Annotated in this window: 13 protein-coding genes; 4 read left to right on the top strand and 9 right to left on the bottom strand. The window is 71.7% G+C overall.

Translation table 11 applies throughout. From position 1 onward, the window contains the following. Positions 1-29 precede the first annotated feature (29 nt). Entirely contained in the window at positions 30-1805 is a 1776-nt protein-coding gene (locus tag ACWEJ6_RS17330) for a hypothetical protein (RefSeq protein WP_452424598.1), read from the top strand. On the opposite strand, the gene ACWEJ6_RS17325 is transcribed toward ACWEJ6_RS17330, so the two are convergent. Both ACWEJ6_RS17325 and ACWEJ6_RS17320 read right to left on the bottom strand, forming a co-directional pair. Then, positions 1794-2291, bottom strand: coding sequence for a hypothetical protein (locus tag ACWEJ6_RS17325; protein WP_452424596.1), 498 nt, complete (start codon positions 2289-2291; stop codon positions 1794-1796). The two genes, ACWEJ6_RS17330 and ACWEJ6_RS17325, sit on opposite strands and share 12 nt — an antisense overlap. A 118-nt stretch (positions 2292-2409) precedes the next feature. Then, on the bottom strand, positions 2410-3009 hold the full coding sequence (locus ACWEJ6_RS17320) for a TetR/AcrR family transcriptional regulator (protein ID WP_452424594.1): 600 nt from the start codon (positions 3007-3009) through the stop codon (positions 2410-2412). Positions 3010-3100: 91 nt separating this feature from the next. Here ACWEJ6_RS17320 and ACWEJ6_RS17315 point away from each other — a divergent pair, with 91 nt between their 5' ends. The 3 genes from ACWEJ6_RS17315 (at position 3101) to ACWEJ6_RS17305 (ending at position 5393) form a co-directional block, all read left to right on the top strand. Beyond that, the gene (locus tag ACWEJ6_RS17315) at positions 3101-4273 is read left to right on the top strand and encodes a cytochrome P450 (RefSeq protein WP_452424592.1); all 1173 of its coding nucleotides are present in this window, start codon (positions 3101-3103) and stop codon (positions 4271-4273) included. Between the two features lie 6 nt (positions 4274-4279). Further along, a complete protein-coding gene (locus ACWEJ6_RS17310; protein ID WP_357705325.1) occupies positions 4280-4471 on the top strand; it encodes a ferredoxin in 192 nt (63 codons plus the stop codon). A 535-nt stretch (positions 4472-5006) separates the two neighbouring features. Continuing rightward, positions 5007-5393 carry an SAV_6107 family HEPN domain-containing protein gene (locus ACWEJ6_RS17305; protein ID WP_452424589.1) on the top strand — a complete coding sequence of 129 codons (387 nt, stop codon included), beginning with the start codon at positions 5007-5009 and terminating at the stop codon, positions 5391-5393. A 417-nt stretch (positions 5394-5810) separates the two neighbouring features. On the opposite strand, the gene bldD is transcribed toward ACWEJ6_RS17305, so the two are convergent. The 7 genes from bldD to ACWEJ6_RS17270 all read right to left on the bottom strand — a co-directional run bounded on the left by bldD (position 5811) and on the right by ACWEJ6_RS17270 (position 13562). Then, the gene (gene bldD / locus ACWEJ6_RS17300; protein WP_026214021.1) at positions 5811-6305 is read right to left on the bottom strand and encodes a transcriptional regulator BldD; all 495 of its coding nucleotides are present in this window, start codon (positions 6303-6305) and stop codon (positions 5811-5813) included. Positions 6306-6605: 300 nt separating this feature from the next. After that, positions 6606-7472, bottom strand: coding sequence for a universal stress protein (locus tag ACWEJ6_RS17295; RefSeq protein WP_358294021.1), 867 nt, complete (start codon positions 7470-7472; stop codon positions 6606-6608). A gap of 1 nt (position 7473) precedes the next feature. Then, positions 7474-8895, bottom strand: a complete 1422-nt coding sequence (locus ACWEJ6_RS17290) for an amino acid permease (protein ID WP_387666306.1) — start codon at positions 8893-8895, stop codon at positions 7474-7476. Between the two features lie 25 nt (positions 8896-8920). Further along, positions 8921-9856 carry a carbamate kinase gene (gene arcC, locus ACWEJ6_RS17285; protein ID WP_352353193.1) on the bottom strand — a complete coding sequence of 312 codons (936 nt, stop codon included), beginning with the start codon at positions 9854-9856 and terminating at the stop codon, positions 8921-8923. Further along, a complete protein-coding gene (argF, locus tag ACWEJ6_RS17280) occupies positions 9857-10861 on the bottom strand; it encodes an ornithine carbamoyltransferase (RefSeq protein WP_452424586.1) in 1005 nt (334 codons plus the stop codon). A 44-nt stretch (positions 10862-10905) separates the two neighbouring features. Then, a complete protein-coding gene (locus ACWEJ6_RS17275) occupies positions 10906-12150 on the bottom strand; it encodes an arginine deiminase (protein ID WP_358294015.1) in 1245 nt (414 codons plus the stop codon). Next, entirely contained in the window at positions 12147-13562 is a 1416-nt protein-coding gene (locus ACWEJ6_RS17270; RefSeq protein WP_452424584.1) for an amino acid permease, read from the bottom strand. The genes ACWEJ6_RS17275 and ACWEJ6_RS17270 overlap by 4 nt, the downstream gene beginning before the upstream one ends. Positions 13563-13572: the final 10 nt, after the last annotated feature.

Genomic DNA, 13572 nt, shown 5'->3' with positions numbered 1-13572 from the left:
GGACTTCCCCCGATTTGAGGGGGAATTCCATGACGACGTCGTTCGCAGCTCGTGTTCCGGCTCCTGCCCCGTACGTGCGGCGCGGGAGCCGGTCGCGTTCGTGGTGGTTGCTGGCGATCGGGTGGGTGGCGCAGGTCGCGCTGCGGCTGTGGTTGTTCCGGCAGCACGCCGGGCCCGTGGCCAACCCGGACGAGACCGGATACCTGATCGCCGCCCGGTGGCTGGCCGGCGGGCCCGGGGCGGATCTGACCGGCTTCACCTTCTACCAGGGCGGCTACCCGCTGCTGCTGACGCCGGTGTTCTGGTTCACGCAGGATCCGGTGGTGGCCTACCGGCTGGTCGTGGCGGTGGGGTCGATGGTGGCGGCGGGGGCGTTCCCGCTGGCGTACCTGCTGCTGCGGCGGCTGGGGACGGGGCCGCGGGCGGCGATGGCGGCGGCGTTCGCGGGCGGGTTGTCGCCGTCGCTGCTGCTGTTCTCGGGGCTGGCGCTGGCCGACGCGGTCCTGCCCACCCTCGTCCTGGCCTGGCTGGTCGCGCTGCACGACCTCCTGGCCAGGGGGTCGGTCAGGGCGGGGGTGCTGGCGGGCGGCCTGGCGGGGTACGCGATGGCGGTGCACCTGCGCGGCACCGTCGTCCTGGCGGTGACCCTGCTGGCGATGGCGGGGATGCTCATCGCGGGCCACGGAGGCCTGGCGGGGAGGTTCTTCGCGCGCCGCCGCAACGTGGCGGCCGGGACGGCGACGGCGGGGCTGTCCATCACGCGCCGCAGGGGCGCGGCGGCCGGGCTGGTGGCCGCCGTGGTGGCGGGGGGAGCGGCGACGGCGCTCAACCGGGTGTTGTCCGCGGCGCTGTACCCGGGCGGGGCGCGTGACCTGTCCGGCCTCCTGGCCGAGCGGGTGAGCGGGCTCGACGGGCAGGCGTGGGCGCTGGCGGGGGCGGCCGGGCAGCTCTGGTACCTGATCGCCGGGACCTGGGGGCTGGCCGGGGTCGGGCTCGCGGGCGCCGTGGCCGTCGTGGCCAGGCGGTCGGCGCCGGGTCCGCGGCGCGTGCTCGCGGCCGTCCTGCTGGCCACGACCCTGGGCATCGCCTACGCCTCCTCGGCCGCGCTCCCCGACGAGCACCGGATCGGCAACTACGCCTACGGCCGTTACCTGGCCTGCGTGGCGCTCGCCTGGACCCTGGCCGGGCTGCTCGTGCTGGCCAGGGCCGGCCGCGGGGCCGTCGTGCGGCACGCGCTCGCGGCGGCCGGGCTGCTCGCGGCGACCGGCGGCGTGGTGGTCCGGTACGCCGGGGACCGGCTCCAGCGGTACGCGTTCATCGCCTTCGACTTCCCCGAGGTGATCTTCCTCAGCCAGGTGCGGGACTCCTTCGACCTGGTCGCCACCTCCCTCGCGGCGCTCGTCCTGCTGGCGGGCCTGGTGGCAGCGGCGCTGCTGACCGCCCGCCGGGGGTGGCCGGCGGTCCTGGCCGTGCTGGCGGCGGTCAACCTGGTCTTCGCCGCCGACCTGGCGCCGAAGTCCGCGCCCGCCGCCGGGCCCGACTGGCTGCCCGTGCTCACGGGCCCAGGACGGGTGGCCGTGGACCGGAGGGTGGTGTGGAGCATCCGGGCCGTCCTGGCCTACCGCGTCTCCTGGACCGAGGCCGAGCTCTACGACGGCACGCCGCCGGCCGGCGTCTGCACCGCCGTCGTCCCGCCCGGCTCGGGGCCGGCGCCCGCGGGGTGGGCCGCGACCGGCGCGGGCGGCACCCGCCAGGGCTGGACCACCTGGGTCAGCGACCGCTGCCCCGGCGGGTCAGCGCGGTGACGCCGTCCGGGCCGCGGTGTACGCGCGGACCATGCCGACGGCCTGGGCCAGGGCCGCCGCCAGCAGGAGCAGGGCCGAGAACCACTGGTACGGCGGGAGCGCGTCGGCGAAGGTTTGATGGTCGTAGAATCCGGCCAGCCGCGGCACGGGGTTGTAGACGGCCGCCGCGAGCCCGAGCGTGTACGGCAGGATGAGCACGCCCGACAACACCAGCAGCGCGCCGCGACCCCGGGCCGCGCGACGCAGCAGCAGGCCCACCACGGCGATCCCCGCGGCCGCGACGCCCGCCACCAGCGCGATGCCCCTGACGATCCACCACAGGTCCGAGCCCAGCGACGTCAGGCCGCCGGAGGTCATCGGGTCCGCCGGGTCGGGGCCCCGCGCCGCCGACGCTGTGCGCAGGGCCGCGTAGTTGACGGCCGCGTACGCCGCCGCCAGGACCGGCCCCGACAGCAGCAGGATGAGAGTGCCCGTCCGTCCTCGCACCGATCCCCCTCACACGGCCGTGCCCGTCCGGCCGGTTCGTCCGCTGTCCGCCGCCCGCGCGGACAGCCTGTCAGACACGCGCTGTCACCCGCCACCCGCGGCCGCGCGGGCAGGGTGGTCAGCGGGGGAGGCCGTGGAGGGCGATGTCGGCGGCCCGGCGGGCGGCGTCGCGGGCCTGCTCCACCGGGAGGCCGTCGTTGAGCGTGGTCATCACGGCCAGCTTCACCGCGCCGATCAGCGACCCCACGGCGGCCGCCGCCTCGACCCGGTCGAGCCGGCCGGGATAGGCCGCCGACAGCGCGTCCGCCAGCCGGAGCTGGCTGTCGAACAGCAGGTGCAGCGCCCGCGCCTGGAGGGGCGGCTCGCGCATGATGAGCTCCAGGCGCAGCGCCGTCTGCTCCGACCAGGTGGCCTGGCCGTCGTCCGACGTCGAGAGCGCGTCCTCGATGAAGGCGCGCAGCAGGTCGGCGGGCGTCTGGCCGGGAGCGGGCGCGGACAGGAACGCCAGCGCGCGCTCGATCTGGTGCTCGGAGTCGTAGAAGAGCACGTCCTCCTTGCTGGCGAAGTAGCTGAAGAAGGTGCGCGTGGAGACCTCGGCGGCGGCGGCGATCTCCGCCAGCGTGGTCTCCTCGTAGCCCTTCTCGCCGAACAGCCGGAGCGCGCCCTCGATCAGCGCCCGGCGCGTGCGCTGCTTCTTGCGCTCCCGCAGTCCTATCATGACGGAACTCTACACCGATATACGAATTTCATGCATTGAAGTTTTGCATCGATTGAGGTTTTCTAGGGAGTGAGCTCGGAAAGGAGCCAGCATGTCCGACCTGACCTTTCCCATCACCCGCCGGGGGCCGTTCGATCCGCCCGAGGAAGCCACGGCCCTGCGACAACAGGGCGCCATGCACCGCCTGACCTTCGCCGACGGCCACCTCGGCTGGCTGGTCACCGGCTACTCGGCCGCCCGCGCGATCCTGGCCGACCCCCGCTTCAGCAACCGTCCGGAGCGGCTGCACCCCGTCGTGCCCACCCGGGTGCAGCTCCAGCAGCAGCTGCCGCCCGGGTTCTTCCTGCGCATGGACGCGCCCGAGCACACGCGCTACCGCAAGCTGCTCATGGGACAGTTCACCGTCCGGCGGATGAAGGCGCTGGAACCCAGGATCGAGGAGATCACCCACTCCTGCCTCGACGCCATGCAGGCCGCCGGGCCGCCCGCCGACCTGGTGCAGTCCTTCGCGCTGCCGATCCCGTCGCTGGTGATCTGCGAGCTGCTCGGGGTGCCGTACGAGGACCGTGCGGTGTTCCAGGAGGAGACCAAGATCCTGGTCAACCTGGAGACCAAGGCCGACGACGCCCTGGCCGCGTTCGCCAGGATCGGGGCGTACCTGTCGGAGCTGATCGGCCGCAAGCGGGCCGAGCCGGCCGACGACCTGCTCAGCGGGCTCGTCGGGGAGCTGAACCACGAGGAGCTGACCGGGGTCGCGTTCCTGCTCCTGCTGGCCGGGCACGAGACGACCGCCAACATGCTGGGGCTGGGCACGTACGCGCTGCTCACCAACCCCGACCAGCTCGCCGCCATGCGCGACGACCCCTCGGTGGTGGACAACGGCGTGGAGGAGCTGCTGCGCTACCTCACGATCATCCACCTCGGTCCGGTGCGCAGCGCCCTGGAGGACGTCGAGATCGAGGGCCACCAGGTCAGGGCGGGCGAGTCGGTCGCCTTCCACCTGCCCACCGTGAACCGCGACCCCTCCCGCTTCCAGGACGCCGACCGCCTCGACGTCCACCGGCCGGTCAGCGGGCACCTGACCTTCGGCCACGGCATCCACCAGTGCCTCGGGCAGCAGCTCGCCAGGGCCGAGATGCGCATCGCGTACCCGGCGCTGCTGCGGCGGCTGCCTGGCCTACGCTTGGCCGTAACGCCTGAGGAGGTGCCGATGCGTTCGGACATGAGCATCTACGGAGTGCACCGCCTCCCTGTCACTTGGTAGGTCACGATGAAGATCACAGCGGATACGACGGTGTGCATCGGGGCGGGCATGTGCGCCCTGACGGTGCCGGAGGTGTTCGACCAGAGTGAGGACGAGGGCACGGTGGTGCTGCTGCGCGAGGTGCCCGAGGAAGGGCAGGAGGAGGCCGTGCGGCGCGCGGTGTCCCTGTGCCCGTCGGGGGCCATCTCCGTGTCCTGAGCCGCCGTCTCGTCCGGTCTGACCGTCCCGCCGCCGCCACCGCCCCCGGTGGCGGCGGCTTCGTGCGCTTCCGGCGCCCTCGCGGGTGGCGATCCCCGTGCCCGAACGGAGGGATGTCGCGGGACGGATCGATCATTTCGCGCCATGGTCATCGAACCTGTGTTCGTGGAACAGGTTGACACCGAGCGTGATCGAAATTATGTTCGACCTAGTGGCGGTGAGGCTCGCGGCTCAACGTCACCCAAGGGCCTGGCCGCGGTCGTTCGCTTCCCCAAGCGATTCCCGTGGCCAGGCTCCACGGGCGAAGGGCGCGTCCTCGTCGTCGGCGGAGACGAGTGGGCGTGTCCTGGCCGGACGGGGAGAGGGGAAGCTCCTCGTCCGGCCGGCCCGGCGGAAATGTCGGTGGCGTCTGAGAGTGTTGGCCTCACCGGCGGAGACGCCGGCCGCCGCCCACGACTCCAAGGAGGCGCGCAAGATGGCACCACGGCCTAGAGAAACGCCCGGGCCCCGGCTGTCGCCTGCGGTTCGGGCACACTTGACCGATTCACGTTCCTGCCTGGCGGAGGCGACCGCCGCTCGCACCCCGGCATCCCGATATGTGGCCGCCCACCTGGCGGCTCTTCGTGCGGCTGCGGCGATCCTGGCCGCCCGTCCCCGTCCCATGGAGGGCCGCAGGCGCCGTCTGCGCAGCGCGTGGGAGCTGCTGCCCGAGGCCGAGCCGCACCTCGCCGAGTGGGCCGCCTACTTCTCCGTGAGCGCCGCCAAGCGCGCGGCCGCGGAGGCGGGCGTGGTCCGCGGCATCAGCGCGGCCGACGCCGGCGAGATCCTGGCCGAGGCCGAGACGTTCGTCTCGGCGGTGGAAGACCTGCTCGGCGTCCCCGCCCAGCCCCAGCTCCCGGTGGACGTGCCGCTGGCGGGCTGACCCCGCCGCCCGGCTCTCCAGGCGACGCCGCCGCGCGGAAGAGCGCGGGTGGCGGGGTCCAACAAAGCCGATGAACGTGAGCAAGGCGGCTGTTGCTGACACGCGTGCCCAAAAGGGGCCGGGGAGGACGGGCCGCGACGCCTGTGGGGCCTGTTTCGAGGGGTGTGGCTTCGCCGGCTCTTCGCCAGGACGGCCGGGTCTTCGCTACGTCGGGCCTTGGTGGTCCCGCTTCTCCCTCTGGTAGACCTCGCTTCGCGCCTGGCCTCTCGGGGGCGCGGTCAGGCCGCAGGAATCCGTTTTTGGGGATTCGGGCCCTTTGTCGCGTTCGCCGAATAATTGAAAGTTCATTTTCGGGGCGGTACGACGGAGGGCCCGCCAGGGGAATTGGCGGGCCCTTCGGGGGTGAAGCGGTGGGTTCTAGAAGGACTCGACGGCCCGGCGCGCCTCGGCGTCGAGCACGCCCCAGCTGATGAGCTCCTCGGTCAACTCGCTGGGCGACTTGTCATAGATCACAGCCAACGAACGCAGGTCCTCCTGGCGGATCGACAGGACCTTGCCGTTGTAGTCGCCACGCTGGCTCTGAATGGTGGCGGCGTAACGGGCAAGCGCTCCGGCCTTCTCCTTCGGCAGTGTCGCCAGGCGCTCCAGGTCGATCACAAGCTTGGGAGTGGGCCCGAGCGGGCTCGGCGCGGCGCCTCCGGGCAGCAGCTCGGAGACGGGCACCCCGTAGAAGTCGGCAAGCTCGGCAAGCTTCTGCACGGTGACAGCTCGGTCGCCACGCTCGTAAGAGCCCACGACCACGGCTTTCCACCTGCCGCGCGACTTCTCTTCGACTCCATGCAGGGACAGCCCCTGCTGGGTGCGGATGGCGCGGAGTCGTGCACCCAGCGACTTTGCGTACTCAGACGGCATCGTGTGGCCCCCCGGCTCTCGTATGTATCGCTCTTAGTAGATTGTGCTCCCTTGCGGCATATGCCCCAGCCACCGGGGGGTACGGTGCCAGGCTCGGCACCATCGGTAGCCGTGGCCCTGGGTTTACCCCAGAACGCCGCGCGGTGTGGTTACGCACAGTGACGGTAAAGGGGTGGGAGCCTAAGGTCAAGCTGATTGGAAAAAAGATGCCGAATCCGGTCCGGGAGGGAACGCAACAAACGCCCCTCTTGTACCGGTGGCAACACTACTTCGTCATAGTTTGACGAGTGAAATCGAGCGTCAGGTCTCGCGGGTCAGAATCATGACCGGGCAGGTCGCGGCCTGGACGATCTTGATGGACGTGTCGCCCAGGAAGACCCGGCGCAGCGGCCCGGCGTCGCTGGAGGCGCACACCAGCAGCTCTCCCGGCAGCCACGTGGTCGTGCCGAGCGCCTGTGCCACGTTCCGGCCCTCCAGGAGCTCCACCTCGACCTGAAGCCTGCGCCGCTGCCCCCGCGCGGCCGCGCGCAGGTCCGCGGCGGCCTGGTCGCGCAGCCGTACGAGCATGTCCTCCTCGACCTGGACGCGGCGGCCGGTCCTGACCACCAGGGTGACCAGCCGCAGCGGGATGTCCAGGGTGACCGCGGCCTTGGCCGCGCCCCGGACGGCGGCGTCGGCGCCGGGCCCGCGGCGGTAGGCGACGGTGATGCGCTCGAACGCGGCCGGCGGGTCGTCGCCGTAGCCGCGCGGGGCCAGCAGCACGGGCACCGGCGAGGAGTGCAGGAGCTGGTCGGCGGTGCTGCCGACGGTGATGCGGGACCGGGTGCCGCCGGGCGCCGAGCCGATGACCACGACGTCGGCGCCGCGCCTGCGGGCCACCTCAACCAGGCCGCGCCCGCTGCCCTTGTTGGTGTGGCGCACGTACTCGGCCTGGTCGCCGGCCAGCTCACGGGCCCGCGCCAGCGCGGTCTCGGCCTGCTCGCGCAGGTAGGAGCGCCAGGCGCCCTCGTCGGCACGGGCGGGGCCCGGCGTGGTCGTCACGGGCGGCTGGACGGTCGCGACCGTCAGGCTGCCCCCGGTCTGCCGGGTCAGCACGACGGCCAGCGCGAGCCCGTCCCCGCCGCGCGGCTCGGCGATGTACCCGGCCAGCACCTTGTCGAACTTCATGTCACCGCACCTCGGCATTCAGCCGTGAATGCCCGTAGCCGTACAGGAAATAGCAGATCAGGCCGACCAGCATCCACAGGCCGAAGGCGGCCCAGGTGACGCCGGCCAGCCCGGCCATCACGATGACGCAGAAGATCGCGCCGAGCGCCGGGGTGAGGGGGAAGAGCGGCGTGCGGAAGCTGCGCGGCAGCTCCGGGCTGCGGTAGCGCAGGACCAGCACGCCGACGTTGACGATGAGGAAGGCGAACAGCGTGCCGATGCTGGTGGCCTCGGCGAGCTGGCCGAGCGGCACCAGCCCGGCCAGGACCGAGATGAACAGGGCCACGATCAGCGTGTTGGCGACCGGCACCTGGTGGCGCGGGTTCACCCGCTGGAAGATCCGGGGGATGAGCCCGTCGCGGGACATCGCGAACAGGATGCGGGTCTGGCCGTAGATGACCGTGAGCACGACGCTGGCGATGGCGATCACCGCGCCGAAGGAGACGATCACGCCCGGCCAGGTGGCGCCGGTGGCCTGGTCGACGATCTGCGACAGGCTCGCCTCGGTGCTCTCCGGGTCGAACTCGGTCCACGGCTTGGCCCCGATGGCGGCCACGGCGACCAGGACGTACACGGCGGTGACGATGAGCAGGGACAGCAGGATGGCCAGCGGCAGGTCGCGCTTGGGGTTCCTGGCCTCCTCGCCGGCCGTGGAGGCGGCGTCGAAGCCGATGTAGGAGAAGAACACCTGCGAGGCGGCCGCCGTGATCCCGGCCACCCCGAGCGGCGCGAACGGGGTGAAGTTCCCGGACTGGAACGCCGTGAACGCCACCGCGCAGAAGAACACCAGCACCGCGATCTTGATCAGCACGAACACCGCGTTGGCCTTGGCCGACTCCGAGGCCCCGTAGAGCAGCAGCCAGGTGGCCAGGAGCACGATGAGGATCGCGGTGACGTTGACCACGCCGCCGTCCTGGCCGGGGGAGCGGGTGATCGCCTCCGGCAGCGTCCAGCCGAACAGGCTGCGCAGGAACGCGTTGAGGTACTCGCCCCAGCCCACGGCCACGGCCGCGACGGACACCGCGTACTCCAGCATGAGGCACCAGCCGCACACCCAGGCCACCAGCTCGCCCAGCGTCGCGTACGCGTAGGAGTAGGACGACCCGGACACCGGGATCGTCCCGGCCAGCTCGGCGTACGACAGGGCCGAGAACAACGCCGTGACGGCCGCCAGCACGAACGCCAGCACCACCGCCGGCCCCGCCTTGGGCACCGCCTGGCCGAGGATGACGAAGATGCCGGTGCCCAGCGTGGCGCCCACGCTGAACAGCGTCAGCTGCCACAACGTCATCGTGCGCCGCAGCTCGCCGCCCTCGCCCTGCCCGCCCTCGGCCACGATGCGCTCGGTCGGCTTGGTGCGCAGCAGCCGTGCGGCCAGTGTCACGTCGGTCTCCTAGCGGGTCGGTCTCCTAGAGGGTGCTGGTCAACGGCCACATCCCGTTGGGCGTGACAATCGTGCCCGCGGAACCGGCGAGTATGTCCTTCGCCTCGTCCAGCCTGCCGATGGCGGCCATGTCGCCGGTCGTCTCGACGAACCGGCACACCGCCTCGACCTTGGGTCCCATCGACCCGGCCGGGAAGCGCAGGCCGCGCAGCTCGTGCGGGGTGGTGCAGGCGATCTCGCTCTGGCCGGGGGCGCCGAAGTCTCGGTACACCCGCGGGACGTCGGTCAGGATGAGGAAGGCGTCGCACTCCAGCGCCTCGGCCAGCATCGAGGCGGTCAGGTCCTTGTCGATGACGGCCTCGACGCCCGCCAGCCGGCCGCGCGCGTCCCGCACGACCGGGATGCCGCCGCCGCCCGCGCAGACCACCACGACGCCCTCGCGGACCATCTTGCGGATCAGCCGGGTCTCCACGATGCGCTGCGGCGTGGGGGAGGGGACGACGCGCCGCCAGTGGTCGCCGTCGGGCTTGACCGTCCAGCCGTACTCGGCGGCCAGCTTGCGGGCCTCGTCCTCCTCGTAGATCTGGCCGACGAACTTGGTGGGGTCGTCGAAGGCCGGGTCGACGGCGCTGACCAGGGTCTGGGTGACCATGGCGAGCACCTGCCGGCCGGGCAGGGCGTTCTGCAGCGCCTGCTGCATCCAGTAGCCGAGCATGCCCTGCGTCTGCGCGCCGAGCGTGTCGAAGGGGTAGGGCCGGCTCAGGTTCGGGTCCGCGGCGCTCTCCAGCGCCAGCATGCCGACCTGGGGGCCGTTCCCGTGGGTGATGACCAGCTCGTGCTCGCCGGCCAGCTGTGCCAGCGTCCTGACGGCGGTGGCGATGTTGTCCCTCTGCACGTCGGCGTCCGGCTTCTGGCCGCGCTTGAGCACCGCGTTGCCGCCGAGTGCGACGATGACCCGCATTCAGTCCCCCAGGGTTGCGACCATGATCGCTTTGATGGTGTGCAGCCGGTTCTCGGCCTCGTCGAAGACGATGGAGCGCGGCGACTCGAAGACCTCGTCGGTCACCTCCAGGGCCGCCAGGCCGGTCCTGGCGTGGATGTCGGCGCCGACGCCGGTCTCCCGGTTGTGGAAGGCGGGCAGGCAGTGCATGAACTTGACGTCCGGATTGCCGGTGGCCCGGACGACGTCGTCGTTCACCTGGTACGGCAGCAGCAGCTCGATCCGCTCGTCCCACACCTCCTTCGGCTCGCCCATCGAGACCCACACGTCGGTGTAGAGGAAGTCGGCGCCCCTGACGCCCTCGGCCACGTCCTCGGTGATGGTGATCCGGGCGCCGGTGGACCTGGCCAGCTCCTCGGCGGGCCGCACCGCGAGGTCCCGGTCGGGCCGCAGCGCGGCCGGGGTGACCAGGCGGATGTCCAGGCCGAGCAGCGCGCCGGTGACCAGCAGCGAGTGGCCGGTGTTGTTGCGCGCGTCGCCCAGGTAGGCCAGGGACACCTCGCGCAGCGGCTTGTCGCTGTGCTCCTGGACGGTGAGCATGTCGGCCAGCATCTGCGTGGGGTGCCACTCGTCGGTCAGCCCGTTCCACACCGGCACGCCGGACAGCGCCGCCAGGTCCTCGACGTAGGACTGCCTGCTGCCCCGGTACTCGATGCCGTCGAACATGCGGCCCAGCACCCGCGCGGTGTCCCTGACCGACTCCTTGTGCCCGATGTGCGAGCCGGCCGGGTCGAGGTAGGTGACGTGCGCCCCCTGGTCGTGGGCGGCCACCTCGAACGCGCAGCGGGTGCGGGTGGAGGTCTTCTCGAAGATGAGCGCGATGTTCTTGCCCTTGAGCCGCTGCCGTTCGATCCCGGCGTACTTGGCGGCCTTCAGCTCCGCCGACAGGTGCAGCAGGAAGCCGAACTCCTCCGGGGTGAAGTCCAGTTCCTTGAGGAAACTGCGGTTGCGCAGGTTGAACGCCATGTCGCCCCTTCCCTGTGGCCGTCCGGGTGCCGGCCGGACGTCCGCTAGATGCCGTCGCGCTCCAGCGGGCAGCTCATGCACCGCGGGCCGCCGCGCCCTCTGCCGAGCTCGCTGCCCCGGATGGTGATGACCTCGATGCCGTTGTCGCGCAGGTGGTTGTTCGTGGTGGTGTTGCGCTCGTAGGCGATGACGACGCCGGGCTCGACGGCCAGGCCGTTGCAGCCGTCGTCCCACTGCTCGCGTTCGGCGGCGTACACGTCCTGGTGGGGGGTCAGGACGGTGATGTCGTCCATGTCGAGGGCGCGGGCGATGGCCTTGTGCATGTCCTGGGGCGGGTGGTCGGTGACCCTCAGCTCCTTGGAGGTCTCGCCCGGCTCGATGGTGTACGCCGGCAGCATCCCGAGCCCGGCGTACTTGGTGAACACCCCGACGTCCAGCATGGTCATGACCGTGTCGAGATGCATGAACGCGCGCGCCTTCGGCATGTCCAGCGCCACGATCCGGGTCGCGGACCCGGCCGCGAACAGCCGCTGGGCCAGCATCTCGACCGCCTGCGGCTGGGTGCGCTCGCTCATCCCGACCAGCACCGCGCCGCGCCCGATGACCAGCACGTCGCCGCCCTCCAGGGTCGCCGGGGCCATCGCGTGACCGGGCAGCCAGCAATGGAAGCCGCCCTCGTAGGGCCGGTCGAAGCCGGCGGCGAACATCGGGTGGAACCGGTAGACGGCCTCCAGGTTGACCGTCTCGCGCATGCGGGCCTTCTTGCGCATCGCGTTGATCGACACGCCGTCGTAGATCCAGCAGGAGGTGTCGCGGGTGAACAGGTGGTTGGGCAGCGGCGGCAGGACGAAGTCGTCCTCGGCGGTGGTGTGGAAGGCCACCGACTTGGGGTCGCAGCCCATCGCGACCAGCTCGCGCTTGGTGATGCCGCCGGTCAGGTGCATCTGGAGGGTGCCGGCGTCCATGCCGTCGAGGGTGTTGCGGATGTCGTCGATGGCGGTCGGGCCGAGCCAGCGTTCGTCGATGACCGCGTCCAGGATGTGCTTGCGGGCCTCGGGGATGTCGACCACGTCGCGCAGGAGGTCGGCCAGCATGTGGACGACGATGCCGCGTCCGCGCAGCACCCGCTCGAACTCCTCGTGCTCCTCCACCGCGCGCTGCACCCACAGCACGTCGTCGAACAGGAAGGCGTCCTTGTTGCTGGGGGTCAGCCGCTTGAGGGCCAGCTCCGGCTTGTGCAGCAGGACCTGGCGCAGTCGGCCGACCTCTGAATCGACATGAAAGGTCATTTTTCAGATATCCCCTCAGCGCGCCGGACATCACGCGGGCCGTACTCGCCGTGCCTGGCCTTCAGCCAGATGTAGACGGGCACGCCGACCAACAGCATCAGCGTCCCGCCGAGCACGGCGGGGGGCCCCGAGCCGTACGCCATCCAGAACGAGAACAGCAGCGCGAGCACCGCGACGGCCAGGTCGCGGGCCAGCCGCCCGCGCTCGATCCGCCGCTCCCGGGTGACCAGCCAGAACAGTTGCGCGGCGGCCGAGAAGAAGTAGGGGATGACCGTGGTGAAGGAGGCCAGCAGCACGATCGTGTCGAAGGCGTTGGCGGAGGCGTAGCCCACCAGCAGCATGAGCGAGGTCAGGACGGTCCCGGCCAGGATGCCCGTCAGGGGCGCGCCGCGCCGGGAGACCACGGAGAAGGCGGGCGGGAACAGGCCGTCCTTGGCGGCGGCCAGCGGCATCTCGGCGACCAGCAGGGTCCACCCGTTGAGCGCGCCGATGCCGGAGACGACGGCGCAGGCCGCCATGAGCAGCCCGCCGCCGGTGCCGCCGAACATGTGGTCCAGCGCCGCGGCGAAGGGCGCGGTGGACCCGACGAGCTCCTCCTGCGGCACGGTGCCCATCACGGCGACCGTGCTCAGGATGTACATGACGGCGCAGGCCAGCACGCCGATGACGCTGGCCCGGCCGATGGTGCGGACCGGGTCCTTGACCCGGTCGGCCGCGATGGCGGCGCTCTCCACGCCCGAGTAGATGAACAGCGTGACCGCTCCAGCCAGGGAGACGGCCGAGACCCAGCCGCCGCCGCTGGCGTTGAACGCCGGGTAGTTGTCCTTGTGCACGAAGAACAGGCCCACGATCGCCACGAACAGCAGCGGGGTGAACTTCAGGACCGTGGTGACCACCTGGAAGGCGGCCGCGTTGCGCACGCCGGCCAAATTCACCACGGCCGGGATCCACAGCCCGGTCAGGCCGATGAGGATCGCGCTGAACGTGCTGCCCCAGTTGAGCCCGAACAGCCCGTGGGCCAGGTACTGGACGTAGCCCACCCACGCCACGGCGATGGCCGCGTTGCCGATCCACGCGGTCAGCCAGAACGACCAGGCGATCCAGAACCCGGCGAACTCCCCGAACGCCTCGCGCGCGTAGGCGTAGGGGCCGCCCGCCGCCGGGATGCGCCCGCCCAGGCGGCCGAAGACGATCGCCATGGCGATGGCGCCCGCGGTGACCAGGACCATGGAGACCAGGCTCACCGTGCCGAACGCGGCCAGCGAGGCGGGCAGCAGGAAGATGCCGGTGCCCACGACGTTCCCCATGACCAGCGCGACGGCCGCGCCGAGGCCGAGGCCGCCGGCTACCGCCGGGCGCCTCCCGCGAGCGGCCGTGGTCACGCCGTCGGAGGGCGGACGTGGTTCCCCCATGCGTGCCCCC

It is taken from the genome of Nonomuraea sp. NPDC004702, from assembly GCF_053601695.1.
This window is presented reverse-complemented; position numbering and strand designations above follow the sequence as displayed.